This is a genomic window from Acidovorax sp. DW039, from assembly GCF_037101375.1.
GTDB lineage: Bacteria > Pseudomonadota > Gammaproteobacteria > Burkholderiales > Burkholderiaceae_C > Acidovorax.
In genome coordinates this window covers 2,253,104-2,279,650 of the sequence record NZ_AP029019.1, presented here as the reverse complement: position 1 = coordinate 2,279,650, position 26,547 = coordinate 2,253,104, and the positions used below count along the sequence as shown (strand labels likewise).

Below are 26,547 nucleotides of genomic sequence, written 5' to 3'. Positions count from 1 at the left end.
AGGTCAGTGTCCCGCTCCCTGCGCATCTGCAATGGCCGACCCCAGGTAGGCCTCTTGCACGCGCTGGTTGGCGCGCACCTTCTCCGGGGTGTCAAAGGCAATCACTTCGCCATAGACCACCACGGCAATCTTGTCGGCAAGGCCAAACACCACGCCCATGTCGTGCTCCACCGTCAGCAGGGTGCGGCCCACGGTCACTTCCTTGATGAGGCGGATGAAGCGCGAGGTTTCACTTTTGCTCATGCCTGCCGTGGGTTCGTCCAGCAGGATGACGTTGGCCCCGCCTGCGATGGTGATGCCGATCTCCAGCGCCCGCTGCTCGGCGTAGGTCAGGTTCATGGCCAGGGTGTCGCGCTTCTTGTCGAGCTTGATCATTTCCATGAGCTGGGTCGCCCGCTCGTTGGCATCGTGCAGGCCCGATAGAAAGCGCAGGAAGGTGTACTTGTAGCCCATGCTCCACAGCACGCCGCAGCGCAGGTTTTCAAACACGCTCAGCTTGGGGAAGATGTTCGTGATCTGGAAGCTGCGCGAAAGGCCCCTGCGGTTGATTTCGTAAGGCGGCAGGCCGTTGATGCGCTGGCCGTTGAGGATCACATCACCGCTGGTGGGCGCAAAGCGGCCACTGATCAGGTTGAACAATGTGGACTTGCCAGCCCCGTTGGGGCCGATGATGGCCACGCGCTCCCCCTGGGCTACCGCCAGGTTGGCACCGCGGATGATCTCGGTCTTGCCGAAGCTCTTGCGCAGGTCGCGCAGCTCCAGCGCATAGGTTGCGTTGTCAGCCGCCATGGTTACAAGGCCTCCCCGCGTTTGATTTCATGCTCGATCTCTTCCTGGATGCGCCCCCACTGCTGCAAAAACTGACGTCGGCACAGCTCGAAAAGCCCTGCCCCCGTCAGCAACACAAAGCCTGCCCCGAACCAGCTGGTCAAGCCCTTGGCGTTGATGGAGGCTCCGAGGAAATTCATCTGCGGGCCCAATGCGGCATTGAGCTGCAGGTGGTACGTCATCTCGACCATGCAGGCCACGCCCATCACGGCCACCAGGCCTGAGCCAGCCAGCCCCAGGTAAGAGGCCCACAGCTGACGCAGCTTGCCGTACTTGGCCAGGCGCAGGTTCATCATGATCAGGCTGGCAATGCCGCCGGGCGCAAACATGACCATGAACAGAAAGACCAGCCCCAGATAGAGCAGCCAGGCTTTGGAAAGCTCTGACAGCAGCACCGACGCAAGCACCAGCAGCACGGCACCGATGATGGGCCCGAAGAAGAACGTGGCACCGCCGAGGAAGGTGAAGAGCAGATACCCGCCAGAGCGCACCACACTCAGGCTGTCTGCGCCTGTGATGATTTCAAAGTTGATGGTGGCAAGCCCCCCGCCAATGCCCGCAAAGAAGCCCGCAATGATGAAAGCGAAGTACCGCACGCGCTGCGTGTTGTAGCCGATGAACTCCACGCGTTCGGGGTTGTCGCGCACTGCGTTGAGGATGCGACCCAGAGGTGTACCGGTGAACGCAAACATGGCGGCGGTGCACACAAAGCAGTAGGCAGCGATCAGGTAGTAGACCTGGATGGCTGGGCCGAAGCTGATGCCGAAAAACGGTTTGCCGTATACCCGGTCGGTAGTGATGCCGCCCTCGCCACCAAAGAACTCGGGAAACATGAGCGCCATGGAGGCCACCAGCTCGCCAATGCCCAGCGTGATCATCGCGAAGGTGGTGCCCGACTTTTTGGTGGTGACGAAGCCGAGCAGAATCGCAAAAAACGCCCCCGCAAGACCGCCCACCAGAGGAATCAACACAAGCGGAATGGGCAGCGCCCCCTTGCCAGCCATGTTCATGGCATGGATGGCAAGAAAAGAGCCCAGCCCCGTGTACACAGCATGCCCGAAGCTGAGCATGCCCCCCTGCCCCAGCAGCATGTTGTACGAAAGGCAGATGATGATGAGGTAGCCAATCTGGGACAGCATGGTCAACGCCAGGCTGCTGCGAAACAGCATGGGCGCGACGATGAGCGCAATGGCAAACAGCGACCAGATCACGAAGCGCCCCACATTCCAGGGCTTGAACCGGTAGTAGGCCACGGGGCCCGATGCAGAAGACGGTTGGGTGGATGTTGTCATGCGTCAGTCCTCCCGGGTACCCAGCAGGCCCTTGGGGCGGAAGATCAGGATCAGAACCAGGAACAGGTACGGCAGGATGGGTGCCACCTGCGAGATGGTGAGCTTGAGCAGCGGGTAGCCAAAGGTCTGCTCGGTAACTGCTACCCCCACCAGCCGGAAGGCATGGATCAGCGAATAGTCCAGCGCCACCGCAAAGGTCTGGACGATGCCGATGAGCAGAGAGGCCAGGAATGCCCCCGCCAGCGAGCCCATGCCCCCCACCACGACCACCACGAAGATGATGGAGCCCACCGATGCCGCCATGGCAGGCTCCGTGACGTAGGTGTTGCCCCCGATCACCCCGGCCAGCCCGGCCAGGGCCGCACCGCCGCCAAAGACCAGCATGAACACGCGCGGTACGTTGTGGCCCAGGGCCTCCACCATTTCGGGGTATTTGAGGGCTGCCTGAATGACCAAGCCAATGCGGGTGCGCGTGAGCAGCAGCCACACCGACAGCAGCATCAGCAACGCCACCAGCATCACAAAAGAGCGGGACTTGGGGAACTGCGTGCCGTACAGCGTGAACAGCGGGCCTTGCAATTGCTCAGGCAGCCCATAAGGCACCGTAGAGCGGCCCCACACCAGTTGCACCAGTTCCAGAATGAGATAGGAAAGACCGAAGGTCACGAGCAGCTCAGGCACATGGCCAAACTTGTGCACCCGGCGCAGGCAATAGCGCTCAAACGCGGCCCCCATCACGAACACGACCAGAGGTGCCAGCACCAGCGCGGGCCAGAAACCCACCACGCTGGAGATGGTGAATGCGAAATAGGCCCCCAGCATGTAGAAGCTGGTGTGCGCAAAGTTCAGCACCCCCATCATGCTGAAGATCAGCGTAAGCCCTGAACTCAGCATGAACAGCAGCAGCCCGTAGCTGACGCCGTTGAGCAGGGAGATCACGAAAAACTCAAGATTCATGGGAATTTTTCATCTCTGGATCGTAAAAAAAAGGCCCGAGTATGTCGGGCCTCCGAGCTGTGCCGCCGAGCTTACGGGCGCTTCATCTGGCACGAGGTAGGCGTGCTGGCCACATAGGGCTCGTAATACTTCACAGGTACAAAGGTGTAGCCGGTATTTTCAGAGTCGATGGGGTACTTGTCGTTGACCTTCTCCCACTTGGAGATGAACAACCCCTGTTGCAGCTGGTGGTCGGTCTTGCGCATTTCGACCTCACCATTGAAGCTCTTGAACTTCATGCCCTCCAGCACCGCGGCCACCTTGACGGGATCGGTGGATTTGGCTTTGACAAAGCCTTCGGACAGCATGGTGTAGGCGTGATAGATGGAGCCGGTGTACATGTCGTCGTTGAACTTCTTCTTGTAGTCCAGCACGATCTGGTTCAGCGGGCCAGGCAAGTTCATGTGCGCATAGGCCACCATGTAGACGCGGCCTGCGGCGGCCGAGCCCATGGCCGTGGGGCTGCCAGTGACCGAGCCGTAATAGGTGTAGAAGTTGACGTTGTTCAAACCTGCATCGTTGGCGGCCTTGATGAGCAGCGCCAGGTCAGAGCCCCAGTTACCGGTGATCACGGTGTCTGCCCCTGACTGCTTGATCTTCGCGATGTAGGGAGAGAAGTCGCGCACCTGGGCCAGCGGGTGCAGGTCGTCGCCCACAAACTGCACATCGGGGCGTTTGCGCGCCATCATCTCCTTGGCGTACTTGGACACCTGCTGGCCATGCGAATAGTTCTGGTTGATGAGGTAGACCTTTTTGACCTCGGGCAGGTCCTTCATGTAGGTGGTCAACGCCTCCATCTTCATGGAGGTGTCTGCATCCAGACGGAAGTGCCAGTAGCTGCACTTGCTGTTGGTGAGGTCTGGGTCCACCGCCGCGTAGTTCAGGAACAGCACTTCCTTGCCGGGGTTGCGGGCGTTGTGCTTTTCCAGCGCATCCATAATGGCCAGCGCGGGGCCAGAGCCATTGCCCTGCACAACGTAGCGTGCGCCCTGGTCCATGGCCGAGCGCAAGGCGCTGGTGGTTTCCTGAGGGCTGAGTTTGTTGTCGATGCCGATGATCTCGAATTTCACACCTGCGGGGTTCTTCTTGTTGAACTCCTCCGCCAGGAACTGAAAGCTCTTGAGCTGGTTGGTTCCCACCGCTGCCATCAAGCCCGAAAGGGGGTCGAGCCAAGCGATCTTGACGGTCTCGCCCTTTTGGGCAAAAACCCCGCCAGCGCTCACCAGAAGTACGGAAGCCGCTACAGCCTTGATAGCAAATTTCATGGTGTTGTCTCCTTGTTGATCGACACGACGCAGAGTACCGCTTTGCAATCCCTGAACGCTCAGGGATTGCCCCTAGCAGCTATCGCACACGCGACTGGAGGCCCACCATGAAGTGCCAGAAGCCTGTTGACGGACCACGCCAAAGACCCGGAGAAACCGCCCAAAGCCCCGCCAACAGGGGCTTTGGCGGCATCCGCAGCGTGGCCCTCAAGCTCAGAGGCCTGGCAGCTTGTAGTCCTTGAGCTGTTCGCGCAGCTTGGTCTTGAGCATCTTGCCCGTGGCTCCGATGGGGATAGCCTCGACAAACACGACGTCATCCGGTATTTGCCACTTGGCCGTCTTGCCTTCGTAGAAGGCCAGCAACTCCTCGCGCGTGACTTCTGCCCCTGCGCGCTTGACTACCGCCACGATGGGGCGTTCGTCCCACTTGGGGTGGGGCATGCCCACGCAGGCGGCCATGGCGATCGCGGGGTGAGCCATCGCGATGTTCTCGATGTCGATGGAACTGATCCACTCCCCACCCGACTTGATCACATCCTTGCTGCGATCGGTGATCTGCATGAACCCATCGGCATCAATGGTGGCCACGTCACCGGTGGGGAACCAGCCCCGGCCCTGCGCATCCTTGACCAGCGGGTTGCCGCCCTCGCCCTTGAAGTAGCTTGCAACGATCCACGGGCCTTTGACCAGAAGGTCGCCATAGGTCTTGCCGTCCCACGGCAGCTCCTCGCCATCGCCTCCCACGATCTTCATGTCCACGCCGTAGATGGCCCGCCCCTGCTTTTGCACGATCTTCATCTGTTCGTCCTTGGGCAAGGACAGATGCTTGTTCTTGAGCGTGCACAAGGTGCCCAGCGGGCTCATTTCCGTCATGCCCCAGGCATGCAGCACGGTCACTCCGAACTCTTCCTGGAAGGCGGTGATCATGGCGGGCGGACAGGCAGAGCCACCGATGACGGTGCGCTTGAGCGACGAGAACTTGAGCCCCGCCGGTTTGACATGGCCCAGCAGCATTTGCCACACGGTGGGCACACCCGCCGCGTAGGTCACCTGCTCTGCCTCCATCAGTTCGTAGACCGATTTGCCATCCAGCGCCGGGCCGGGGAAGACGAGCTTGCACCCTGTGAGCGCTGCCGAGTAGGGAATGCCCCAGGCATTGACGTGGAACATCGGTACCACGGGCAACACCGAATCGCGGGCAGAGATGCACATCACATCTGGCAGGGCCGCGGCGTAGGCATGCAAGGTGGTGGAACGGTGGCTGTACAGGGCTGCCTTGGGGTTGCCCGTGGTGCCGCTGGTGTAGCACATGCTGGAGGCCGAGTTTTCATCAAACTCCGGCCAGGCGTAGTTGCTGTGGTGCGCCCCAATCCAGGCCTCGTAGCTCACCAGCCCGGGCACGCCCGTGTCAGCGGGCAGCTTGTCTGCATCGCACATGGCCACCCACTGCTTCACTGTGGGACAGCGGGCGTGCACGGCCTGCACCAGGGGCAGGAAGGTCATGTCAAAACACAGCACCTGGTCTTCTGCATGGTTCACGATCCAGGCGATCTGATCAGGGTGCAGGCGGGGGTTGATGGTGTGCAACACCCGGCCCGAGCCGCTGACGCCGAAATACATCTCCATGTGCCGGTAGCCATTCCACGCCAGAGTGGCCACGCGGTCGCTGAACTGGAGCTGCAAGGCGTCCAGGGCGTTGGCCAGCTGGCGCGAACGCGCAGCAAGGTCCCGGTAGGTATAGCGGTGAATGTCCCCCTCCACCCGCCGCGAGACGATTTCGGCATCGCCGTGGTGGCGCTCTGCAAATTCGATGAGGGATGAAATCAGCAGCTGTTGACTCTGCATCAGACCCAGCATGTTGGCTCCTTGGATGTAGTTATGGACAAAGAGATCATCGTAATGCGCACAAAGCGCTGAGCGTGTCGCAAAAGGCACGTGAAATCCCTTGGTTTCGCCCCGAAGCCGGTACGCGCGATGGCCCCTCGGGCGGGGGGAGTTTGTGCGCTACGAGACAATGCCACCATGCAATCACAGTCCCCCAGCCCGCACAGCGAGCCACTGCAACTGCAGTGGCAAGCCGGGTTCGCTGCCTTGGGCAGCGCCTTTTACACGCAGCTGCGCCCCACCCCGCTGCCCTCGCCTTATTGGGTGGGGCATAGCGAGAGCGTGGCGCAATTGCTGGGCTTGCCCGAGCAGTGGCAACACGCACCCGATGCCCTCACGGCCTTTTCGGGCAGCACCTTGCTCGCGGGCTCTGAGCCGCTGGCCAGCGTGTACAGCGGGCACCAGTTCGGTGTCTGGGCAGGACAGCTGGGCGACGGGCGGGCCATTTTGCTGGGCGAGACGGCGGATGGGCAGGAAATCCAGCTCAAAGGTGCTGGCCGAACCCCCTATTCACGTATGGGCGACGGGCGCGCCGTGCTGCGCTCCAGCATCCGAGAGTTTTTGTGCAGCGAAGCCATGCACGCGTTGGGCATCCCCACGTCACGCGCTCTGTGCATCACCGGTTCGCCTGCGCCGGTGTACCGCGAGGAGGCAGAAACCGCAGCCGTGGTTACCCGCATAGCACCCAGCTTCATACGCTTCGGGCATTTCGAACATTTTTCGGCCAACGGCATGGAGGCAGAACTGCGCCAGCTGGCCGACTATGTGATAGACCGCTATTACCCCGGCTGCCGCACCGAGACCCGCTTTGGCAGTAACCCATACGCGGCCTTGCTGCATGAGGTGAGCGAGCGCACGGCACGCCTGATGGCCCAATGGCAGGCCGTAGGTTTTTGCCACGGTGTGATGAACACGGACAACATGAGCATCCTGGGCCTGACCGTGGACTACGGGCCATTTCAGTTTCTGGATGCCTTTGTGCCTGGGCACATCTGCAACCACAGCGACACCCAGGGTCGGTACGCCTACAACCGCCAGCCCAACATCGCCTACTGGAACCTGTTTTGCCTGGCGCAGGCGCTGATGCCATTGATTCAGGACCAGGAGCTGGCCCTCGCGGCGCTGGAGCCGTACAAGACTGCCTTCCCCACAGCATTCATGCACGAGATGCGCCGCAAGCTGGGATTGACCGCAGCGCGTGAGGGAGACGCCGAGCTGATCGATGGGCTGCTGCAACTGCTGGCACGCAATGCAGTGGACTACACCATCTTCTGGCGGCGCTTGTCGCATGCGGTGGGCAATGGGCTGTTTGAACCTGTGCGCGATCTGTTTGCCGACCGCGCCGCCTGGGATGCTTGGTTGCTATCATATTCAGAGCTGCTAGCGCTGGAAGATAAAGCGCTAGCGGCCAAAACCATGCTTAACACCAACCCCAAGTTCGTTTTGCGCAACCACCTGGGTGAACAGGCCATTCAGGCAGCAAAATTGGGTGATTATTCCGTCCTGGCCACCTTGCAGCGGGTGCTGGAAAGCCCGTTTGAGGAACACCCGGACCACGAAGCGCTTGCAGACTTTCCGCCCGACTGGGCTTCCTCCATCTCCATCAGTTGCTCATCATGACCTTCCCCATCCAGAAGACTGAAGCCGAATGGCAAACCATCCTTCGTGAAAAGGGTGCAGAACCCCTGGCTCTGCAGGTCACGCGCCATGCCGCGACCGAGCGCCCGTTCACCGGCAAATATGAAGCCCACTGGGCAGATGGCAGCTATCACTGCATCTGCTGTGGAGCCAAGCTGTTCGACTCGGACACCAAGTTTGACGCCGGTTGCGGCTGGCCCAGTTTCTCGCAAGCCATTCCCGGCACCATCAAGGAAATCGTGGACCGTAGCCACGGAATGGTGCGCACCGAAACCGTGTGTGCACAATGCGGGTCCCACCTGGGGCATGTCTTTGAAGATGGACCGGCTCCGACAGGCTTGCGCTATTGCATGAACTCCGCGTCACTGGACTTTGAACCCGACGCATCCTGACCCGCTGCGCCAGTGGTTGCTGGCCTTGCTTTATGAAGATATTGATTGATTTTTTCCCGATCCTGCTCTTTTTCGGGGCCTACAAGCTGTTCAACATCTACACCGCAACCGCCGTACTGATGGCGGCCACTGCGTTGCAGATGGGGCTGATTTACGCCATCGACCGCAAACTGCAGACCATGCACAAGATCACGCTGGTGCTGATCCTGCTGTTTGGCACGTTGACACTGGTGCTTCAGGATGACCGCTTCATCAAGTGGAAGCCCACCGTGCTGTACGGTGCCATGGCCTTGGCGCTGGCGATTGCCGTGTGGGGCATGAAGAAGAATATTTTGCACATGCTGCTGGGCAGCCAGCTCAGCCTACCCGACGGGGTTTGGATGCGGCTGAACCAGGCGTGGATTGTTTACTGCGCCTTCATGTCAGCCGTGAATGCGTATGTCGTTTTCAACTTCAGCACCGAATTCTGGGTGGACTTCAAGCTCTGGGGCTATGCATTCCCCTTGGTCTTTCTGGTGGGCCAGGGCCTGTACATCGCTCCGCACATCAAGAGCGACGAACCCAGCAACTCGTGAAGGCCTACCCCATGACGTCTGTCGCCCAGCAAATGCACGACAAGCTCAGCCGCGTGCTTTCGCCCAGCCAGCTCGAAGTGCTTGACGAGAGCGCAGCCCACGCAGGGCATGCAGGCTCCAACGGAAGCGATTTCGGCACCCACTTTCGGGTGCGGATAGCGTCACCTTTGTTTACAGCAAAGTCGCGCGTAGCCCAGCACCGCCTTGTGTATGATGCGCTGCAGGAATTTATTGACCGGGGTGTTCACGCACTCGCCATTGAAATTCTCTGAGCCGGCCCCACTCTTCAGAACTTGCCGGTTTTCAGCCTGAAAACACCTTCTCTTTATTTGGATTTCGCATGAAGAAACAGCTCCTGTCTGGCCTCGTGGCCGCTGCCGTGCTGGGCACGATGGCCCTGCCCGTTTCCGCCCAGAACATCGCCATCGTCAACGGCAAGGCCGTCCCCAAGGAGCGCGCTGAAGTGCTGCGCCAGCAGGTTGAGCGCTCGGGCCGCCCCGTGACTCCCGATGTGGAAGGTCAGATCAAGGAAGAAGTGATCGCCCGCGAGATCTTCATGCAAGAAGCCCAGAAGCGCGGCCTGGAAGGCTCCGCAGACTTCAAGGTGCAAATGGAACTGGCCCGCCAGACCATCCTGATCCGCGAATTGTTCGCTGACTACCAAAAGAACAACCCCGTGACCGACGCCGAAATTCAGGCTGAGTACGACAAGTTCGTTGCTGCCAACAGCGGCAAGGAATACAAGGCCAGCCATATCCTGGTGGAAAAGGAATCGGAAGCCAAGGCCATCATCGCCGCCCTGAAAAAAGGCGCCAAGTTTGAAGACCTCGCCAAGAAGCAATCCAAGGATCCAGGCTCCGCAGCCAAGGGTGGTGATCTGGACTGGGCCAACCCCGCCAGCTACGTCAACGAGTTCACAGAGGCTCTGCTGAAGCTCGAAAAGGGCAAAACCACCGAGACCCCCGTCAAGAGCCAGTTTGGCTGGCATGTGATCCGCTTGGTGGACGTTCGCCAAGCCGAGCTGCCCAAGCTGGATGACGTGAAGCCTCAGGTTGCACAACAACTGCAGCAACAAAAGCTGGTGAAGTTCCAGGAAGACCTGCGCGCGAAGGCCAAGGTGGAATAACCTCGCCCGACCCTCAGCACTGAGGGCACGGAAATCAAAAGACGCGGCCAAGGCCGCGTTTTTTATTGATGAGCTGACGGGGACGAGGTCGGTTCACCGAAGGCCCAGCTTCAACGGCTTACAAACCACAGCACCGCCATCAAGCCGCCGATCAAAACAGGCTGATGCAGCATGTAGTAGCTGAGACTCCACCGCCCCAGAACCCCCAGCCATGCACACCCACGCGGCGCTGACCATTGCAGCCAGCTGGGCTTGTAGCGCAAAGCCCATTGACCCGAAGCCATTCCCAGCCACATCACCCCTACCCAAGGGAAGACAGGCACGTAGTCCTCAGTGAACGGCTTGCGGCTGACCAGACCCAGCCAATTGAGCCAGCGCCCATTGAATACAGGGGCCCAATGGGCGAAATCATGAGTCAACAGGTGGGCAGCCAACGAGGGCGCACAGAGCGCAAATACGCCAGCTAACCAGAGCCAATGTCCACCATTCGCTGAACAGCGAACCAGCACAAGCATGACGGCCATGCCGTGCAAAACCCCAAAGTAGATATAGCTTTGCGGGAACATGATGTAAGACCCTATGCTCACGAGCAAGGCACATCCCGCAATCTGCAGCCATCGCCTCCCAAAGCGCCCCCAAGCCTGCCCCTGCTGCACGGCAATGGCTTGCGACAGCCCCGCGCAGAACAAGAAAAGGCTGACGATCACTGTGCGCTGCCCAGTCCAGAACGGATCCAGACGAAAGTTTTGAGACCACAACCCAAAGTGGGCCAAGTCAAAACAAAAGTGGAACAAGGTCATCCACACCATGGCGAAGCCCCGCAGTTGATCCACGATGGGGTAGCGGACAGTCGGTCGATGGGAGAGTGATGGGCTGGCGGTCATGGGAGTTGAAAAAATGCCTGTCCAAGCCTGAAAACAGACGAAGTCCATGTGGGCACAACTTGGAAGATGTTGTGCCGACCGAAAAACAATGCAAAAAGGGTCTGCAACTTGCGTTGCAGACCCTTTGAAACAATGGTCGGAGCGGCGGGATTCGAACTCGCGACCCTCTGCTCCCAAAGCAGATGCGCTACCAGGCTGCGCTACGCTCCGACAGCTCGTATTCTAACCTGTTTTTTCTAGGTTTCTGGCCAAACAACAATGTTTTTGAAAACACTCTTGTTTACGAGATGACCAGATCAGTGATTTGCCAGCGAACTAACCAAATACTGAAGAGCTTTAAATTATATGCTGGATTTAAGCCGCTGAGAAAAAACTCAGCGGTTGCCACCCGAGGGGCCAGGACCTGGGCCACGTCCTGCCAAGTGGCGGAAAGTGATGCGACCCTTCGTCAGGTCATAGGGAGACATTTCCAGAGAAACCTTATCGCCAGCCAGAATGCGAATGTGGTGCTTACGCATCTTTCCACCGGTGTAAGCAATGAGCTGGTGTCCGTTGTCCAGGGTCACGCGGAAACGGGAATCGGGCAGCACTTCAGTGACGGAGCCCTGCATTTCGATAAGTTCTTCTTTGGCCATGAGGTAGGTTTGGTGGTCTCGGTAATGAGTCAATAATTTGCGCGCTGCACATGCGGGCATCCGCCGGTCGGCCACGGAAGTATCAATTCCAGTACCGAATCCGGTGCCTAGCAGGCGGGTGAGTCGCTGCACCCGGGGCGCAGATCAGAATGAAAAGAGGCCTGGATGAGACGGCTTCAATGAACAGGCAAGGCGCTGTGCACAAGCTCTCATATTGTACTGCGCTGCCACACTTTTGCCTATTCTCCAGGAAACGCTGCATGCGAGGGCCCGGGCAGGCGACTCAATCCCTTATCTTTGGTGACACAGTAAAGCGATTCAGACAAAACAAAACGACAGGGATGCCCGTCAGAGCTCCCTGCCGCCTTTAAAAGTACAAAACTTCGTGCTTACTTCGCAGTGATGGTGATGGGCACCAACGCCTGAGCAGTTCTGCCCGCCGAGTCCTTCGCCACCACCGTGAGCTGGTAGTTACCCGTGACGGGCGATGGCCAGGTCGCGGTGATCGTAGTTCCGCTGATGGAGAAGCCCATACCGAAAGGCACGCCCGTGATGGAGACTGAAAGGGAGGTGCCTGGTTGCGCGGAAATCGCAATCGTGCCAGTCAACACCTTGCCCGCCACACCAGTCATCGCTGGCGCAGTGATGGTCAGTGCAGAGGTGGCGATCTGTACCGAATAGGTACCCTTGCCTGAAAGACCTGTCTTGGTGTCCTTGGCGGTAATCACCACCGAGTAGGTTCCCAGCACAGGTGAACTCCAGCTCACCATGCCTGTAGTGGAATTGATGGTCATCCCCGCTGGGGCACCTGTCATGGAATAGGTGATGGGGTTCGACGAAGCCACCGCAGCGCTGAATGACAGGGCAACGCCCACCTTGCCAGAAATGGTGCCGCCCGCCACCACTGGCGCGCTAGGTGGCGGGGCGATGTTCACCGTGTAAACGCCCTGCCCCGTCAGACCGGTCTTCGTATCTTTTGCAACGACAGTGACTGCGTAGCTTCCTGCCACGGGTGTAGACCAGGTCACAACACCCGTCGTGCTGATCACCATACCGGAAGGCGCACCGCTCAAGGAGTAGGTCAGCGGATTCGGTGCAGTCACCGAGACAGTGAACGAGACCGGAGTCCCCACTTGCCCTGTGATCGTGGCAGGCGTTACCGATGGGGGTACCGCAGGGGCTGAGGCACCCGACAGAAGACTGATCAAGCTGCCAGCATTCGGCGTTCCCAAACCGCTGAGCTGGTCGTAGCCACTGCGAGCTGCACAGGTGCTGCAAGTGCCGTGCGATCCCGAAGTGATATCAGCAAAACCACTGGCGTAGTTGCCCGGCACTGCGCCAATCTGCGAGTACAAGGTAGCGTGAGCTGATCCACCCAGAAGCGGCTTGGATGCTTGCAGACGGGTGGCGTTAGCAACAGCAACCAAGCCAGCCCACATGGGCGAAGACAGGCTCGTCCCGCCCGCGCTGATCCACTGCACGGTGGTGCTGCCTTGGGCAATCACCGCAACGTAATTGCCAGTGGCAGGGTCTGCATTCATGGCCACATCGGCCACGGTACGACGCGCCACCGATCCAACACCCGGGAGTCCGGATTGCTGGTACGTGGGAGTGGGGACATAAGCGCTCGTGCCTCCGCCCGTGCCAGACCAGCTCACCTCAGAACGGGTGCCCGTGCCTGTGTACGTCAGGGAGGTCCCTCCTACACCCAGCACATTGGAGGCAACCGATGGCCACATCACACTGACCCCGTTATCTCCTGTGGCGGCCAAGTAGGTCATGTTGGTGCCGGTGAACAAGGAATCCAGCGATGAAGTCCATGTGCCTTCCGGCGCCCCGAAGCTCATGGACAGCACGCCGGGGCCCATGGAATTCGCCAGACGAATGGCGTAGGCCAAACTGTTGACCGATGCATCAGGCGCCTCGACCAGCACGATGCGGGCCAGGGGAGCCATGGCGTGGGACCATTGAACGTCCAGCGCAATCTCGGTTGCCCAGCCAGAGTCATAGGCGGGCGGAGTGGAAGTCAAAGTGCCTGTGGTTGTGCTGTAGGCAAGCACCAATTCGCATCCAGAAGCCGAGGCAGCAGCCAAAGGCAAGGATGTGGAAGGTGCGAGAGTGCGCACAGCACAGTTGGGCAAGCCAAACTTCTGGTTGAACGCTGCCAACTCGGCCGCCACATTGGGATTGTGCTTGGCGGCAACGATATAGATCGTCTGCCCAGCGCCTAATTGGGCAGCCTGGGCACCCGTGGGAACCGAGCCCACAGCGGGCAGCGCCGGGAAGCCGTAAGCTGCGCGCATCTGGGCCACTGTATAGGTTGTTACGACGCCGGTTCCAGCCAAGGGAGTTGCTGACTCACCGTCAGCCGATTTGACCGCTTGAGCGCCCTTGGTGCGCGCCACTTCCAGGGCTTCAATCGTCAACCGCTTCGTCGACAGCGACCGCAGCTCAGAAGGCACTACCTGGGCCTTGGGGGCCATGAAGGCAGAGGCGTTGGCCTCACGCTCATCAACGTCGTCAGGAGGCGTGAGAACCACAGGGGCCACGTGGAAAGTGGGCTTGGCCAGCAAGGCAGGATCTGCCGTACCAACCTCCGCTCCGTCCAGATGCAGAGTGGTGGTGGTCGTAGCAATCTCTGCTTGTGCCTGAGCGACCGGATCCGTACCGCCCCCGCCGCAGGCAGCCAGCGCTGCCGCCACAACACCGCTCATTAGCCATCGGGTGGCACGCGAGGCGGGAGGTAAACCAATGATGGATGAACTGTGCATGTATGACTCCAAACAGGGCTGCATCAATACAAGGCACGTTCAGCGAGAGTCTCGTTCAGCCGCCACGTTCGTGGCATGGAGCGCTCTCATCAACGGCCTCATGGAGATCCGCTGCGCTGGCAACCCCGCTGTCATGCCCATAAACAGGTTTAGACCGGAGGCTTTGCGACCCCGGCTTTCGCTCGGGTGTGCCTTGATGGATGTAAATGTAATTACTTGTTTCAATTGCGTCAATAGCATTTACATCATTTTCATCAAATGAGAATGACTGGCATTCCGTCGTGCATTCACCCTCGCACGCTTAGAATGGCCCGCAACCACAGCCTTGAAGGAATAGCCCTTGTCTGATCGCCTTGCCGTGCTACCCCAATACCTGCTTCCCAAGCAGGCTCTGACATCCACTGCGGGCCGCCTCGCCCGCGCGCGGGCCGGCAGGTGGACGACAACAGCCATTCAGAAATTCATCGCTCGTTACAACGTGAACATGGCCGAGGCGGCAAACCCCGACCCAGCGTCGTACGCCACCTTCAACGACTTCTTCACACGGGCTCTGAAGCCGGGGGCACGTCCGTTGGCAGATGCGACGTGGATCTGCCCTGTCGATGGGGCGATCAGCCAGTTCGGTCGGATTGAACGGGACCAGGTGTTTCAAGCCAAAGGGCATGCCTATTCCACGACGGCGCTGGTGGGTGGAGATGCCCAGCGGGCCGCCGTGTTTGAAAACGGCTACTTTGCCACCCTGTACCTGAGCCCCAGGGACTACCACCGCATCCACATGCCATGTGCAGGGCAACTGACCCATATGGTGCACGCCCCGGGTGACTTGTTCTCAGTCAACCCGACCACGGCACGGGGGGTGCCTGGTTTGTTCGCCCGCAATGAGCGCGTTGTGTGTTTTTTTGATTCAGAGAACGGGCCCTTCGTCATGGTGCTGGTGGGCGCCACCATCGTGGGCAGCATGGCCACCGTGTGGCACGGACTCGTCAACCCGCCCCGCACCGGGCAACTGCGTCGGTGGGACTATGCCCCCGGCCAGGTCCACCTCCAGCAAGGCGAGGAGATGGGCCGCTTCCTGCTCGGCTCCACGGTGGTGATGCTTTTCCCCAAGGGAGCCATGCAATTCAACCCGGCATGGGAGCCCGCGCGGCCGATTCGGCTGGGCGAGGTCATGGCGCAACGCCGCTGATTCACAACGGCACAGTGTCTTGTTCTCTGGTGAGCAGGCTCACCAGAGGTCGGTAAGAAGTGTTCCGTACCGTTCAGTACCCGCAGTCGCGGTCTGGTTGACGGGTCAGGCAAAAAGCCGTGGGTGCCAATTGCAGGGATTCAGGATGCACTGGTGAGTCATGCCCACGCAGATACACCATCAGTGCAAATCGGCGCAGCACGACGTGGCTCACGGTCTCCTGGCGGGAGCCCCATAGAACGGCTGCTCCGGGGCGAAACAAGGGCATGTAGTAGTAAGCCGCATCGTGCATGGTCTGCGGCTCCTCCCGCATCGGTGGCGGAGCCACCGGGCCTGCCCCACTGCGGGGCTAACGTCTGCCTGCATGGTAGCACCTCAATCGCATGCGCAGCCGGGTTAGCACAAGCAAAGAGCCCCCCGGCAGACAGACTGAGCAAATCGCTACATATGCGATTTGCGGGCAAAGGCCAGTGCAGCGTTCAGCATCTGTTCGAGCACAGGTTGAATGCGCTCGGCACGCTCAGGCAGGTAGTCAAAGGGCAAGGCCTCCTGCATGTAACTGCTCTGCGTCATCTCCAGTTGCACGGCATGCACGCCCTGTTCGGGCTCGCCGTAGTGGCGGGTGATGTAGCCGCCCTTGAACCGGCCATTGAGCACTGCCGTGTATCCGTGGGCCGCCTTGGCAAGGCTCAGCAGCTCTTGCGCCAGTGCAGGGTCACAGCTCGCTCCATCAGCCGTGCCCAGGTTCAGGTCGGGCAGCTTGCCTTCAAAAAAACGTGGAAGCACCGAACGGATGGAGTGTGCGTCCCACAGCATGGCCACACCATGCTGGGCCCGAATGCGGTCCAGTTCAGAGCGCAGTTGGGCGTGGTATGGCGCCCAGACCGCATCGCGCCGGGCGGCAATCTCTGCGTCGTCCGGTACATCGCCTGCCGCGTAGATTGGCGTATCGTCAAACGTGTCTACCGGGCACAGGCCCGTCACGCTCTGGCCCGGATACAGACTCGCACCATCGGGCGGGCGGTTCAGGTCCACCACGTAGCGCGAATGCGTGGCCACCAGGATAGACGCCCCCATGTCTTTGGCAAACGCGTACAAACGCTCCATGTGCCAGTCGGTATCGGGCACCTGGCGGGCTTCGGGCGTAAAGCGCTCAGCCAATGCGGTAGGCACATAGGTACCTGCGTGTGGCATGGAAACCAACAGGGGCTGCGTGCCCTGATGAAAAAGAAAAGGAGGGGGTGCGGTTTCAGACATAAAGACTCAAAGCAGAGGTTCAAATAATCAATCAGCCGCGACCGTGGCGGCACGCGCGGCCACAAAGGCACGGGCAGCGGGCTCATGAAGCGCATGACGGCCTTGTGCCACGCGGCACTGGCCGCCCACCCACACGCTGTGGATAGCCGACGTGCGGTGGCTAGCAAACACATGGGCGGACAGCATAGAGGGTGCGGGCAACCCCTGCAGCGCGACGTGCTGCGCGTCCAGCACCACCCAGTCCGCTGGCTGACCGATTGCAATGCCCGCCCCAGCCCCAGCCCCAGCCCCAGCCCCAGCCCCAGCCCCAGCCCCAGCCCCAGCCCCAGCCCCAGCCCCAGCCCCAGCCCCAGCCCCAGCCCCAGCCCCAGCCCCAGCCCCAACCCCCAGGCGGCCCGACGCCTGCGCCCCGCCCTGCAGGGCCTGCAGCGTCATGGCCGTGGCTACTTCTGCGTGGGTTTCAGACGCCAGCACATTGCGCTGGCGGCGCGACAGACGCTGGCCGTATTCAAGTATCAGCAGTTCCTCCGCCGCATTGACGCAGGCGTGGCTGTCAGAGCCCACGCCCCAGCGCCCGCCGTGCTGTAGCCACAGGGGCATGTCAAAGATGCCATCGCCCAGATTGGCCTCGGTGGTAGGGCAGATGCCGGCCACCGCGCCGGTGCGCGCCGCGCCTGCGTATTCGTCCTCCGTCATGTGCGTGGCATGCACCAGGCACCAGCGCGCATCCACCAGCGCATGGTTCAGCAGCCACTGCACGGGGCGCTGACCGCTCCAGGCGATGCAGTCCTGAACCTCCTGCGTCTGTTCGGCAATGTGGATATGAATGGGAGCATGCGGGTTGAGCGCCGTGACTCCCTGCACGGCAGCGGTCAGGCTGTCAGGCGGCACAGCGCGCAGCGAATGCGGAGCCAAGCCCAAAACAGCCGCTTGCGCTTGTGCAGCGGGCGCAAGACGCTCTAATAATGAGAGCATGTTGTCCGTGCTGCGGATGAAGCGCGCCTGGTCAGCCCGGGGCGGCTTCGCGCCAAAGCCGCTGGTCTGGTACAGCACGGGCAGCAGTGTGATGGCGATACCCGCCGTCTGCGCCGCACGCAACAGGGCCAGCGACAAGGTGGCGTCGTCGGCATAAGGGCGGCCATCGGTGTCGTGGTGCACGTAATGGAATTCGCACACGCTGGTGTAGCCCGCCTCCAGCATCTCGATGTAAAGCCAGGTGGCAATCGCCTCGAGCGATTCGGGCGTGATGCGCTGGGCAAAGCGGTACATCAGGTTGCGCCAGCTCCAGAAGCTGTCTTGCGCCTGGCCGCGGTATTCCGTCAGGCCCGCAAACGCGCGCTGGAAGGCATGCGAATGCAGGTTGGGCATGCCGGGCAGCAGCGGGCCTGCCGCGGTGGCCACGCCAGCAGGGGCGGCAGCATGGGGCGTGACCTGGGTGATGCGCCCTGCCCCATCCCACGCCAACAGCACATTGCGCGCCCAGCCCATGGGCAGCAGCGCATCGGCAGCAAACAGTTGGTGCGTCATGGCGCTCATGCAGCGTCTCCGTACACGCGCCCCTGGCGCACGATGGTGCAAGGGGGTTTGTGGCCGAACCAGTAGGCCAGCTCGGCAGCAGCGGCCACAGGCCAGAGCACAAAATTGGCGGGCCGCCCCGATGCGATCAAACCGTGCGAGTCTTGCAAGCCCAGCGCGCGCGCGGCGTGGGTGGTGACGCCCGCCAGCGACTCGGGCACCGTCAGCCGGAACAGCGTGCAGGCCATGTTGGCCATCAGCAGCAGGCTCAGGGCGGGCGAGGTTCCGGGGTTGTGGTCGGTTGACACCGCCATGGGCACACCCGCATCGCGCAGCGCCTGGATGGGCGGCAGGTGCGTGTCGCGCAGCGTGTAGTAGGCCCCTGGCAGCAGCACGGCCACGGTACCTGCGGCCTTCATCGCCGCGATGCCCTCTGCCGACAGATGCTCGATGTGGTCGCACGAGAGCGCACCGTAGCGCGCTGCCAGCACCGCGCCCCCCATGTCCGAGAGCTGCTCGGCATGCAGCTTGACGGGAATGCCCAGCCACTGCGCAGTCTGGAAGACCTGCTCGGTCTCGGACAGAGTGAAGGCAATGCGCTCGCAGAACACATCGACCGCATCCACCAGCCCCTCGGCAGCCAGCGCGGGCAGCATGTCGTTGCAGACGAGGTCGATGTAGTCCTGGCTGCGCCCCGCATATTCGGGCGGCAAAGCGTGTGCGCCCAAAAAGGTGGTGCGCACCGTCACGCCAAACACCTCGCCCAGGCGGCGGGCCACGCGCAGTTGCTTGCGCTCGTGCTCCAGCGCCAACCCGTAGCCTGACTTGATTTCGATGGCGCACACGCCTTCAGCCAGCAGCGCCTGCAAGCGCGGCGCGGCCTGGGCGAACAGCTCGTCCTCGGTCGCGGCACTCGTGGCCTTCACGGAGGACACGATGCCGCCCCCAGCCTGGGCAACTTCTTCGTACGTAGCACCTGCCAGGCGCATGGCGAACTCGTTGGCACGCTGCCCCCCGTAGACAAGGTGGGTATGGCAATCCACCAGCCCTGGGGTCGCGAGAGCGCCAGCACCTTGCCTGTGCGGCAAATGCTGCCAGGCGGGTGGCACAGCGGCATCAGGCCCCACCCACCGGATCTGCCCCTGTTGCACCACGATGCTGGCACGGGCCGTGGGAGCCATGGCAGCGTCTGCCACCGCGAGGCCTTCCGCCAGCTGCAGCCCGTGCCAGATGCCGTCTGCACTGGCGCCGGTTGCACTGCTGCCGTCAGCAGTCGTACCGTTTGCAGTCGTGCCAAGAGGTGGAGAAACAAACGCTGTCATGGCCGCAATTACTCTCTTTTTGATAGCTGCTTGCGCTTGATGGATAAGCGCTACAGCCTGATTTGACTATATATCACCGGAGCGCACATCCACCCACACCAGCGCAGGCCGTGCATCCGGAGCAAACGGATGAGGGTGTGCGGCCTCTGGCCCCAGCGGCTGCAGAGGCTGCAGCACGCAGGGGCCGATGGGCGCGGGCCACCACAGGCCCTGCCCCGGCTGCAGCAACTGGGCCATGCCATTGCCCAGCACGGCCCACTGGCCCTGCAGCACCATGACCAGCCCGGCACCTGTGGTGCCCACGGTGCAGGCGTCGCGCACCACCTGCATGCCGCCATGCCAATGGCCTCTGCGCACCATCAGGTTGAAGTCGGTCGATGGCCCGCCGATCAAACAGCAATCCAGTGGCAGTTCTCCGGCAAAGCTCCAGGGCTGCCATCTTTGCTGCAGCGTGTGGCACAACTCCGACTGCTCGCCATACAGCGTGACGCCGTCCCCATCGAGCAGCATGATCTGCCGGTCCACGTCCGGAAACGCGGAAAAAGGCCCAGGCGCAGCGATGCGCGCCACGCTTACGCGCCAGGCAAAGGCTTGCGTCCCTGCACCGGGCGGCCAGCTCACCAGCTCACGGGTGCTGCCACCGCCGTTCTTCCACGGGGTGGCGGGCACCGTACGCAAGTCAAACCAGTGCACAGCGCAGTCCGGCTGCGATGCAGGTTCAGGCAGGGGGTGCATGGTGGCAAGCGCGGTGGCAGACATTCACCCGTGCCTCAGCTCTTTCCTTTCCCGCCGGTCGTCCCCTCAGCCCCTGCAATCATGGGGAGCTTCAGCCCCTGCTTCTTCGCGGTTTCCACGGCCAGGGGGTAACCTGCATCGGCATGGCGCATCACGCCGCTGCCGCAGTCGTTCACCAGCACACGCGCCAGGCGCTCGGCCGCAGCGTCGGTGCCGTCGGCCACGATGACCATGCCCGAGTGCTGCGAGTAGCCCATGCCCACCCCACCGCCGTGGTGCAGGCTGACCCAGGTGGCACCGCCCGCCGTGTTGAGCAGCGCATTGAGCAGCGGCCAGTCGCTCACGGCGTCGGTACCGTCCTGCATGCCTTCGGTCTCGCGGTTGGGGCTGGCCACGCTGCCAGTGTCCAGGTGGTCGCGGCCGATGACGATAGGGGCCTTGAGCTCGCCGTTTTTCACCATCTCGTTGAAGGCCAGGCCCGCGATGTGGCGCTCGCCCAGGCCCAGCCAGCAGATGCGTGCGGGCAGGCCCTGGAAGGCGATGCGCTCGCCCGCCATATCGAGCCAGCGGTGCACATGCTTGTTCTCGGGGAACAGCTCTTTGATCTTGGCATCGGTCTTGCGGATGTCTTCCGGGTCACCCGACAGGGCCACCCAGCGGAACGGACCCTTGCCTTCGCAGAACAGCGGGCGGATGTAGGCGGGCACAAAGCCGGGGAAGTCGAACGCGTCCTTCACGCCTTCGTCAAACGCCACCTGGCGGATGTTGTTGCCGTAGTCCACCACCGGAATACCCATGTGCTTGAAGTCCAGCATGGCCTGCACATGCGCCGCACAGGACTTGGCGGCCGCTTTCTTCAGCACCTCATGCTGGGTCACGTCCTGCTGCGCGGCGCGCCACCGGGCCACCGTCCAGCCTGCAGGCAGGTAGCCGTTGACAAGGTCGTGCGCCGAGGTCTGGTCGGTGACGAGGTCGGGCTTCAAGCCCCCCGCCTTGGCGCGGCGCACCAGCTCGGGCAGGATTTCTGCGGCGTTGCCCAGCAGTGCAATCGACACGGCCTCTTTGGCTGCGGTGTGCTGCTGGATCAACTCAAACGCGTGGTCAATGTCACGCGCCTGCTTGTCGACATAGCGCGTGCGCAAGCGGAAGTCGATGCTGCTTTGCTGGCATTCGATATTGAGCGACACCGCCCCCGCAAAGGTGGCGGCCAGCGGCTGTGCACCGCCCATGCCGCCCAGGCCTGCCGTAAGGATCCACCGGCCTGCAAGCGAGCCGCCAAAGTGCTGGCGCCCGGCTTCGGCAAAGGTCTCGTAGGTGCCCTGCACGATGCCTTGCGTGCCGATGTAGATCCAGCTGCCCGCGGTCATCTGGCCGTACATGAACAGACCCTTGCGATCCAGCTCGCTGAAGTGCTCCCACGTGGCCCACTTGGGCACCAGGTTGGAGTTGGCCAGCAGAACGCGCGGTGCATTGGCGTGGGTCTTGAACACGCCCACGGGCTTGCCCGACTGGATGAGCAGCGACTCGTCCTCATTCAGATCCTTGAGCGAGGCGAGGATCTGGTCAAAACATTCCCAGTTGCGCGCAGCACGGCCAATGCCGCCGTACACCACCAGGTCTTGCGGGCGCTCGGCCACCTCGGGGTCGAGGTTGTTCTGGATCATGCGGTAAGCGGCTTCGATGAGCCAGTTCTTGCAGGTCAGCTCGCTGCCACGGGGGGCGCGGATCACCCGGCTGGCGTCGTGGCGCGGGTCGGTGTGGGCGGAAGCTGCTGCGGCGATGATGGCGTCATTGGCGTTCATGGTGGGCTCCTGGGGAATATGGCGGGACGGGGTGGTGGCTCTCAGGCGTAGCTGGGCTGACAGGCGCGCAGCGGTGCGGGCCAGTCAGCCTGCAAAGCCCACTGGCGCATGGCTTCGATGTCGGGGGCGAGGTAACGGTCTTGCTCCAGGAAGGGCACGCGCTGGCGGATGGCGGCGAACTGCGCTTCCATCAGCGGGGAGGATTTCAGCGACCGGTCAAATTCCATACCCTGCGCAGCGGCCATGGCTTCGACGCCCACCACCACGGCTGCGTTGTTGACCATGTCTGCCAGACGGCGCGCGCCGTATGTGGCCATGGAAACATGGTCTTCCTGGTTGGCCGAGGTGGGCAGGCTGGTCACGCTGCTGGGGTTGGCCAAGCATTGATTTTCTGCCGTGAGTGCCGCGGCGGTGACCTGGGCAATCATGAAGCCAGAGTTCACGCCGCTGTCTCGAATCAGGAAGGCGGGCAGGCCCGACAGGCCTGTATCGAGCAGTAGCGCCATACGGCGCTCGGAGATCGCGCCAATCTCTGCCACCGCCAGCGCAATGATGTCGGCCGCAAAGGCCACGGGCTCGGCGTGGAAGTTGCCGCCCGAGATGACCTCGCCCGTGTCGGTGAACACCAGCGGGTTGTCCGATGCGGCATTGGCCTCGATGCGCAGCACGCGTGCAGCGTGCTGCAGGTTGTCGAGGCACGCACCCATCACCTGCGGCACGCAGCGGATGGAGTATGGGTCTTGCACACGGCCACAGTTGGGGTGCGATGGGTCGATCTCGCTGCCTTCGAGCAAGGCGCGCACCGCCGCCGCCACGGCAATCTGCCCCAGCTGGCCGCGCGCCTCGTGGATGCGGGCATCAAAGGGTTTGACCGAGCCCTTGATGGCTTCCAGCGAAAGGCAGCCTGCCACCAGGCCTGCAGCCAGCAGGTTCTCTGCCCCGAACAGCCCCGCCAGGGCCAGCGCGGTAGATACCTGCGTGCCATTGAGCAGGGCCAGCCCTTCCTTGGGGCCCAGCACGAAGGGTTCAAGGCCGATGGAGCGCATAGCCTCGGCACCCGACACCACCTTGCCATCCAACTTGGCCTGGCCTTCACCAATCAGCACGCAGGACAGGTGCGCCAGCGGCGCCAGATCGCCCGATGCGCCGACCGACCCCTTGGCGGGGATGACGGGCAGCACGTTGGCGTTGGCCAGCGCCAGCAGCGCATCAACCAGCGCAGGGCGAATGCCCGAATGCCCCCGCGCCAGGCTCACGGCCTTGGTGGCCAGAATGAGGCGCACCACACCGTCGGGCAGCGCATCGCCCGTGCCCACGCTGTGCGACAGCACCAGGTTGCGCTGCAGCTCTGCCAACCGGTCATGCGCAATCTTGGTGCTCGCCAGCTTGCCAAAGCCGGTGTTGATGCCATAGACCACCTGGTCCTCGTCCACGATGCGCTGCACCACGGCCTGCGCCTCGCGCATGCCCGTCAGCGCAGCAGGGGCCAGACGCAAGGCAACGCCCCCGGCATGGACGCGGCGCAACTCGGCCAGGGTGACGGCACCGGGCACCAGCGTGATGGAGGAAGAAGGGCTGTGAGGTGTAGAGGTGGTCATAAATCTCATCCTGTATATACAGGTAAGTATCAGCGAAAAAATGGATCTTGAGAAGAGGTCAATTCCTAGGGATGTCCTGCATAACTCCCTGCGGACGGTGATAGCACGGCGTCGGGCGGTCCACTGCGTTGCTTTTCTTGCCAATAGCCGGGCTATTGGCCGCAAAAAGACGCCTTGTGGCCCATCCCGATCCGCACTATCACCGCCTCGCGAGGGTTATGCAGGGCATCCCCGGGATATCTCCGAATCGGTTCACGGGAGAGGAACACGCGCGCACTCCCCTGCCCCTCTGCGTCAGCCCGCCGCCGGGTTCCCATCGGCCTTGAAGCGGCTGCCCAGCCGGTAACGGGATGCCGGGTGCAGACAGCGCACCACGGTGATGGGCACGCCACGCGACCAGGTGCGCCGGGTCAGCAGCAAGCAGGGTTCGGTCACCGGCATCTCCAGCAATGTAGCCTGCTCCGCAGTGGGCATGACGGCATCCACCACATGCTCCACCTGATCAAACGGCACGTTGCGCACCAGGTATTCGGACGGCTGCAGCGCGACAAAGTCTTGCGCTGCAAACTGGGGCACCTGGCGGGGGTTGACGTACCGGTCTTCCAGCTGCACCGGCAGGCCGTCTTCACGATGAATGCACAGCGAATGGAACACCGACTCGCCGGTGCGCAAATCCAGCGCAGCAGCTACCTCCAGCGATGCGGAGACTCGCTCCACCGCCAGCACATCGCAGCGGTAGTCGTGCCCGCGCTGGCGTATCTCGCTGGCCAGGTTGGCAATCTGCAGCAGGGTGGACTGGGGCTTGTCTTCCGCCACAAAACTGCCCACCCCGGCCACACGCACAATGCGCCCCTGCTCTGCCAGCTCGCGCAAGGCGCGATTCACGGTCATGCGCGAGATGCCAAACTGGGTGACCAGTTCGCTCTCCGAGGGCAGACGGTCCCCCGCGCGCCATGCACCCTCCTGGATCTTGCGGGCAATGAAGTCCTTGACCTGCTCGTACAGCGCCATGGCGGACGTGGCCGCAGGGGCCGACTTTGACATCACGCCCTTGGCCGCCGCTCCCCCCTGCCCTTCACTGGCGTGGGTTGCCCGCCGCCCCTTCACCCCTGCAGAGCGCTTGGCGGAAGAGGTGTTTAGGGCAGGAGTGGCAGGGGCCGCGATGCGGCGTGGGGAACGGACAGGCATGGAGAATTCAGGCAATCAGTGCAAATCGGCAGCCATGGATTCTGCGCGAATCTCTTCGGTCAACCGGGCTTTGAGCTGCATGAACTCTGGGCTGGTCTTGACGGTGTAGTGACGCGGATGCGGCAGGTCCACCGCCATCTCAGTCTTGATGCGCCCGGGCCGCGCACTGAACACGGCGACACGGTTGGCCATGAAGATGGCCTCGTCAATGTCGTGGGTGACGAACAGCACGGTCTTGCGTTCAGCCTCCCAGATGCCCAGCAGCAGCTCTTGCATCAGCACGCGGGTCTGGTTATCCAGCGCGCCAAAGGGTTCGTCCATCAGCAAGATTTTCGGGTCATTGGCGAGAGCTCGGGCAATGGCGGTGCGCTGCTGCATGCCGCCCGACAGCTGCTTGGGAAAGTGCTGCTCAAACCCACGCAGCCCCACCTTGGCGATGAAGTACGCAGCGCGTTCTTTCTGCTGGGCTTCGGGCATGCCGCGCTCGCGCAGGCCAAAGCGAATGTTCTGCTCAATGGTGAGCCACGGGAACAGGGTATAGCTCTGGAAGACCATGCCCCGGTCTGCACCGGGGCCTTCCACCGGTGCGCCGTCCAGCAGCACACGGCCGCTCGTAGCGTGGTCCAGCCCTGCCACGATGCGCAGCAGGGTGGACTTGCCGCAGCCCGAAGGGCCCAGGATGGTGACGAAGTCGTTGTCACGCACTTCAAAGTCCACCGGCAGCAGGGCCTGGGTGCGCTGGCCTTGGGTGGTTTCAAAAATGCGCGAAACCGCTTGAATGGAAACTCGGCTCATGGGTGCGTCCTCAAATAAAGCTCCACGCAAACAGGCGACGGTTGAGCGCCTTGAATGCGAAGTCAGACACCAGCCCGATCAGGCCGATGACGATGATGCCGAAGATGATCTGGCCGGTGTTGAGCAGCGCCTGGCTGTCGGTAATCATGTGACCGATGCCGCTGGATGAGCCAATCAGTTCGGCCACGATCACATAGGTCCAGGCCCAGCCCAGCACCAGGCGCAAGGTCTCCGCAATCTCGGGGGCTGCACCGGGGATCAGCACGCGGCGCACGATGCCTTGGTGCCCGGCACCCAGGGTGTAGGCAGCCTCCACCAGATCACGCCGCGCACTACCTACGGTGACGGCCACCATCAGCGTGATCTGGAACACCGAGCCGATGAAGATGACCAGAATCTTCTGCATCTCGCCAATGCCCGCCCACAGGATGAGCAGCGGAATGAAGGCAGACGCAGGCAGGTAGCGGCAGAACGAGACGAAGGGTTCAAAAAATGCCTCGATGCCTTTGTAGGCACCCATGGCAATGCCCAGGGGCACGGCAATGACGGCCGCCAGAACGAAGCCACCGACCACCCGCCAGATGGTCATGCCGATGTCCTTGATGAACCCGTATTCGGTGAACAGCGACCAGCCTTCTCTGGCCATGGTGACGGGGCTGGCCAGGAAGGTGGGAGACACAAAGCCCCCCAGCGTGAAGAACGCCCACACCGCCACAAACAGGGCAAAAAAGGCCAGGCCCAGCATCCAGCGGGCCCGGCTGCTCACGGGCTCCAGCGGAGCCAGCGAACGCCGACGGGCAGTGGCATGGATCTTGGTGTCGGGCTCAGACACAGACAGGGGTTGCACGGCAGACATGGCGCGT

24 protein-coding genes, 1 tRNA gene and 1 riboswitch are annotated in these 26,547 nt (G+C 62.0%); of the genes, 6 read left to right on the top strand and 19 right to left on the bottom strand.

Translation table 11 applies throughout. The features are described 5' to 3' along the window. Window positions 1–3 precede the first annotated feature (3 nt). The 5 genes from AACH87_RS10110 to AACH87_RS10090 form a co-directional block, all read right to left on the bottom strand. Window positions 4–789 (bottom strand): ABC transporter ATP-binding protein, encoded by a 786-nt coding sequence (locus AACH87_RS10110; RefSeq protein WP_338798685.1) that lies wholly within the window; start codon window positions 787–789, stop codon window positions 4–6. A 2-nt stretch (window positions 790–791) separates the two neighbouring features. Further along, complete coding sequence (locus AACH87_RS10105) at window positions 792–2,120, bottom strand: branched-chain amino acid ABC transporter permease (RefSeq protein ID WP_338798684.1); 1,329 nt, start codon at window positions 2,118–2,120, stop codon at window positions 792–794. A 3-nt stretch (window positions 2,121–2,123) separates the two neighbouring features. Further along, a complete protein-coding gene (locus AACH87_RS10100; RefSeq protein WP_338798683.1) occupies window positions 2,124–3,077 on the bottom strand; it encodes a branched-chain amino acid ABC transporter permease in 954 nt (317 codons plus the stop codon). Window positions 3,078–3,148: 71 nt separating this feature from the next. Further along, window positions 3,149–4,381 (bottom strand): branched-chain amino acid ABC transporter substrate-binding protein, encoded by a 1,233-nt coding sequence (locus AACH87_RS10095; RefSeq protein ID WP_338798682.1) that lies wholly within the window; start codon window positions 4,379–4,381, stop codon window positions 3,149–3,151. Between the two features lie 213 nt (window positions 4,382–4,594). Then, the gene (locus AACH87_RS10090; RefSeq protein WP_338798681.1) at window positions 4,595–6,238 is read right to left on the bottom strand and encodes a 3-(methylthio)propionyl-CoA ligase; all 1,644 of its coding nucleotides are present in this window, start codon (window positions 6,236–6,238) and stop codon (window positions 4,595–4,597) included. Window positions 6,239–6,403: 165 nt separating this feature from the next. On the opposite strand from AACH87_RS10090, the gene AACH87_RS10085 reads away from it, so the two are divergent. The 5 genes from AACH87_RS10085 (at window position 6,404) to AACH87_RS10065 (ending at window position 9,996) form a co-directional block, all read left to right on the top strand. Continuing rightward, on the top strand, window positions 6,404–7,885 hold the full coding sequence (locus AACH87_RS10085; RefSeq protein ID WP_338798680.1) for a YdiU family protein: 1,482 nt from the start codon (window positions 6,404–6,406) through the stop codon (window positions 7,883–7,885). Next, entirely contained in the window at window positions 7,882–8,295 is a 414-nt protein-coding gene (gene msrB / locus AACH87_RS10080; RefSeq protein WP_338798679.1) for a peptide-methionine (R)-S-oxide reductase MsrB, read from the top strand. The genes AACH87_RS10085 and msrB overlap by 4 nt, the downstream gene beginning before the upstream one ends. Window positions 8,296–8,327: 32 nt before the next feature. Then, window positions 8,328–8,870, top strand: coding sequence for a septation protein A (locus AACH87_RS10075; RefSeq protein WP_338798678.1), 543 nt, complete (start codon window positions 8,328–8,330; stop codon window positions 8,868–8,870). Window positions 8,871–8,881: 11 nt separating this feature from the next. Then, on the top strand, window positions 8,882–9,142 hold the full coding sequence (locus tag AACH87_RS10070; RefSeq protein WP_338798677.1) for a BolA family protein: 261 nt from the start codon (window positions 8,882–8,884) through the stop codon (window positions 9,140–9,142). A 68-nt stretch (window positions 9,143–9,210) separates the two neighbouring features. Further along, entirely contained in the window at window positions 9,211–9,996 is a 786-nt protein-coding gene (locus tag AACH87_RS10065) for a peptidylprolyl isomerase (protein ID WP_338798676.1), read from the top strand. 110 nt (window positions 9,997–10,106) lie between these two features. Here the strand turns inward: AACH87_RS10065 and AACH87_RS10060 are convergent, their stop codons facing one another. From AACH87_RS10060 to AACH87_RS10045, 4 genes are all read right to left on the bottom strand, one after another. Then, window positions 10,107–10,880, bottom strand: coding sequence for a heparan-alpha-glucosaminide N-acetyltransferase (locus tag AACH87_RS10060; RefSeq protein ID WP_338798675.1), 774 nt, complete (start codon window positions 10,878–10,880; stop codon window positions 10,107–10,109). 133 nt (window positions 10,881–11,013) lie between these two features. Next, window positions 11,014–11,090, bottom strand: a tRNA-Pro gene (locus AACH87_RS10055). A 164-nt stretch (window positions 11,091–11,254) separates the two neighbouring features. After that, window positions 11,255–11,515, bottom strand: a complete 261-nt coding sequence (gene infA, locus AACH87_RS10050; protein ID WP_338798674.1) for a translation initiation factor IF-1 — start codon at window positions 11,513–11,515, stop codon at window positions 11,255–11,257. 389 nt (window positions 11,516–11,904) lie between these two features. Next, window positions 11,905–14,286 (bottom strand): S53 family peptidase, encoded by a 2,382-nt coding sequence (locus AACH87_RS10045; protein ID WP_338798673.1) that lies wholly within the window; start codon window positions 14,284–14,286, stop codon window positions 11,905–11,907. A 115-nt stretch (window positions 14,287–14,401) separates the two neighbouring features. Then, a riboswitch (cyclic di-GMP riboswitch) is annotated at window positions 14,402–14,489 on the bottom strand. 137 nt (window positions 14,490–14,626) lie between these two features. On the opposite strand from AACH87_RS10045, the gene asd reads away from it, so the two are divergent. Beyond that, entirely contained in the window at window positions 14,627–15,472 is an 846-nt protein-coding gene (gene asd, locus AACH87_RS10040; protein WP_338798672.1) for an archaetidylserine decarboxylase, read from the top strand. Between the two features lie 73 nt (window positions 15,473–15,545). On the opposite strand, the gene AACH87_RS10035 is transcribed toward asd, so the two are convergent. From AACH87_RS10035 to AACH87_RS09990, 10 genes are all read right to left on the bottom strand, one after another. Next, window positions 15,546–15,764, bottom strand: a complete 219-nt coding sequence (locus AACH87_RS10035) for a hypothetical protein (protein WP_338798671.1) — start codon at window positions 15,762–15,764, stop codon at window positions 15,546–15,548. A gap of 149 nt (window positions 15,765–15,913) precedes the next feature. Beyond that, window positions 15,914–16,729 carry an N-formylglutamate deformylase gene (gene hutG / locus AACH87_RS10030; protein ID WP_338798670.1) on the bottom strand — a complete coding sequence of 272 codons (816 nt, stop codon included), beginning with the start codon at window positions 16,727–16,729 and terminating at the stop codon, window positions 15,914–15,916. Between the two features lie 27 nt (window positions 16,730–16,756). Next, window positions 16,757–18,256, bottom strand: a complete 1,500-nt coding sequence (locus AACH87_RS10025) for a formimidoylglutamate deiminase (RefSeq protein ID WP_338798916.1) — start codon at window positions 18,254–18,256, stop codon at window positions 16,757–16,759. Between the two features lie 5 nt (window positions 18,257–18,261). Continuing rightward, entirely contained in the window at window positions 18,262–19,566 is a 1,305-nt protein-coding gene (gene hutI / locus AACH87_RS10020; RefSeq protein WP_338798669.1) for an imidazolonepropionase, read from the bottom strand. 66 nt (window positions 19,567–19,632) lie between these two features. Beyond that, window positions 19,633–20,259 (bottom strand): HutD family protein, encoded by a 627-nt coding sequence (locus tag AACH87_RS10015; protein ID WP_338798914.1) that lies wholly within the window; start codon window positions 20,257–20,259, stop codon window positions 19,633–19,635. A 77-nt stretch (window positions 20,260–20,336) separates the two neighbouring features. Further along, window positions 20,337–22,103, bottom strand: a complete 1,767-nt coding sequence (gene hutU, locus AACH87_RS10010; protein WP_338798668.1) for a urocanate hydratase — start codon at window positions 22,101–22,103, stop codon at window positions 20,337–20,339. A gap of 41 nt (window positions 22,104–22,144) precedes the next feature. Beyond that, window positions 22,145–23,701 (bottom strand): histidine ammonia-lyase, encoded by a 1,557-nt coding sequence (hutH, locus tag AACH87_RS10005; protein ID WP_338798667.1) that lies wholly within the window; start codon window positions 23,699–23,701, stop codon window positions 22,145–22,147. Between the two features lie 294 nt (window positions 23,702–23,995). Beyond that, window positions 23,996–24,745 (bottom strand): histidine utilization repressor, encoded by a 750-nt coding sequence (gene hutC / locus AACH87_RS10000; protein WP_338798912.1) that lies wholly within the window; start codon window positions 24,743–24,745, stop codon window positions 23,996–23,998. Window positions 24,746–24,904: 159 nt separating this feature from the next. Further along, on the bottom strand, window positions 24,905–25,684 hold the full coding sequence (locus tag AACH87_RS09995) for an ABC transporter ATP-binding protein (protein ID WP_338798666.1): 780 nt from the start codon (window positions 25,682–25,684) through the stop codon (window positions 24,905–24,907). Between the two features lie 10 nt (window positions 25,685–25,694). Next, window positions 25,695–26,540: an ABC transporter permease gene (locus AACH87_RS09990; protein ID WP_338798665.1), complete on the bottom strand. Its 846-nt coding sequence runs from the start codon at window positions 26,538–26,540 to the stop codon at window positions 25,695–25,697. Window positions 26,541–26,547: the final 7 nt, after the last annotated feature.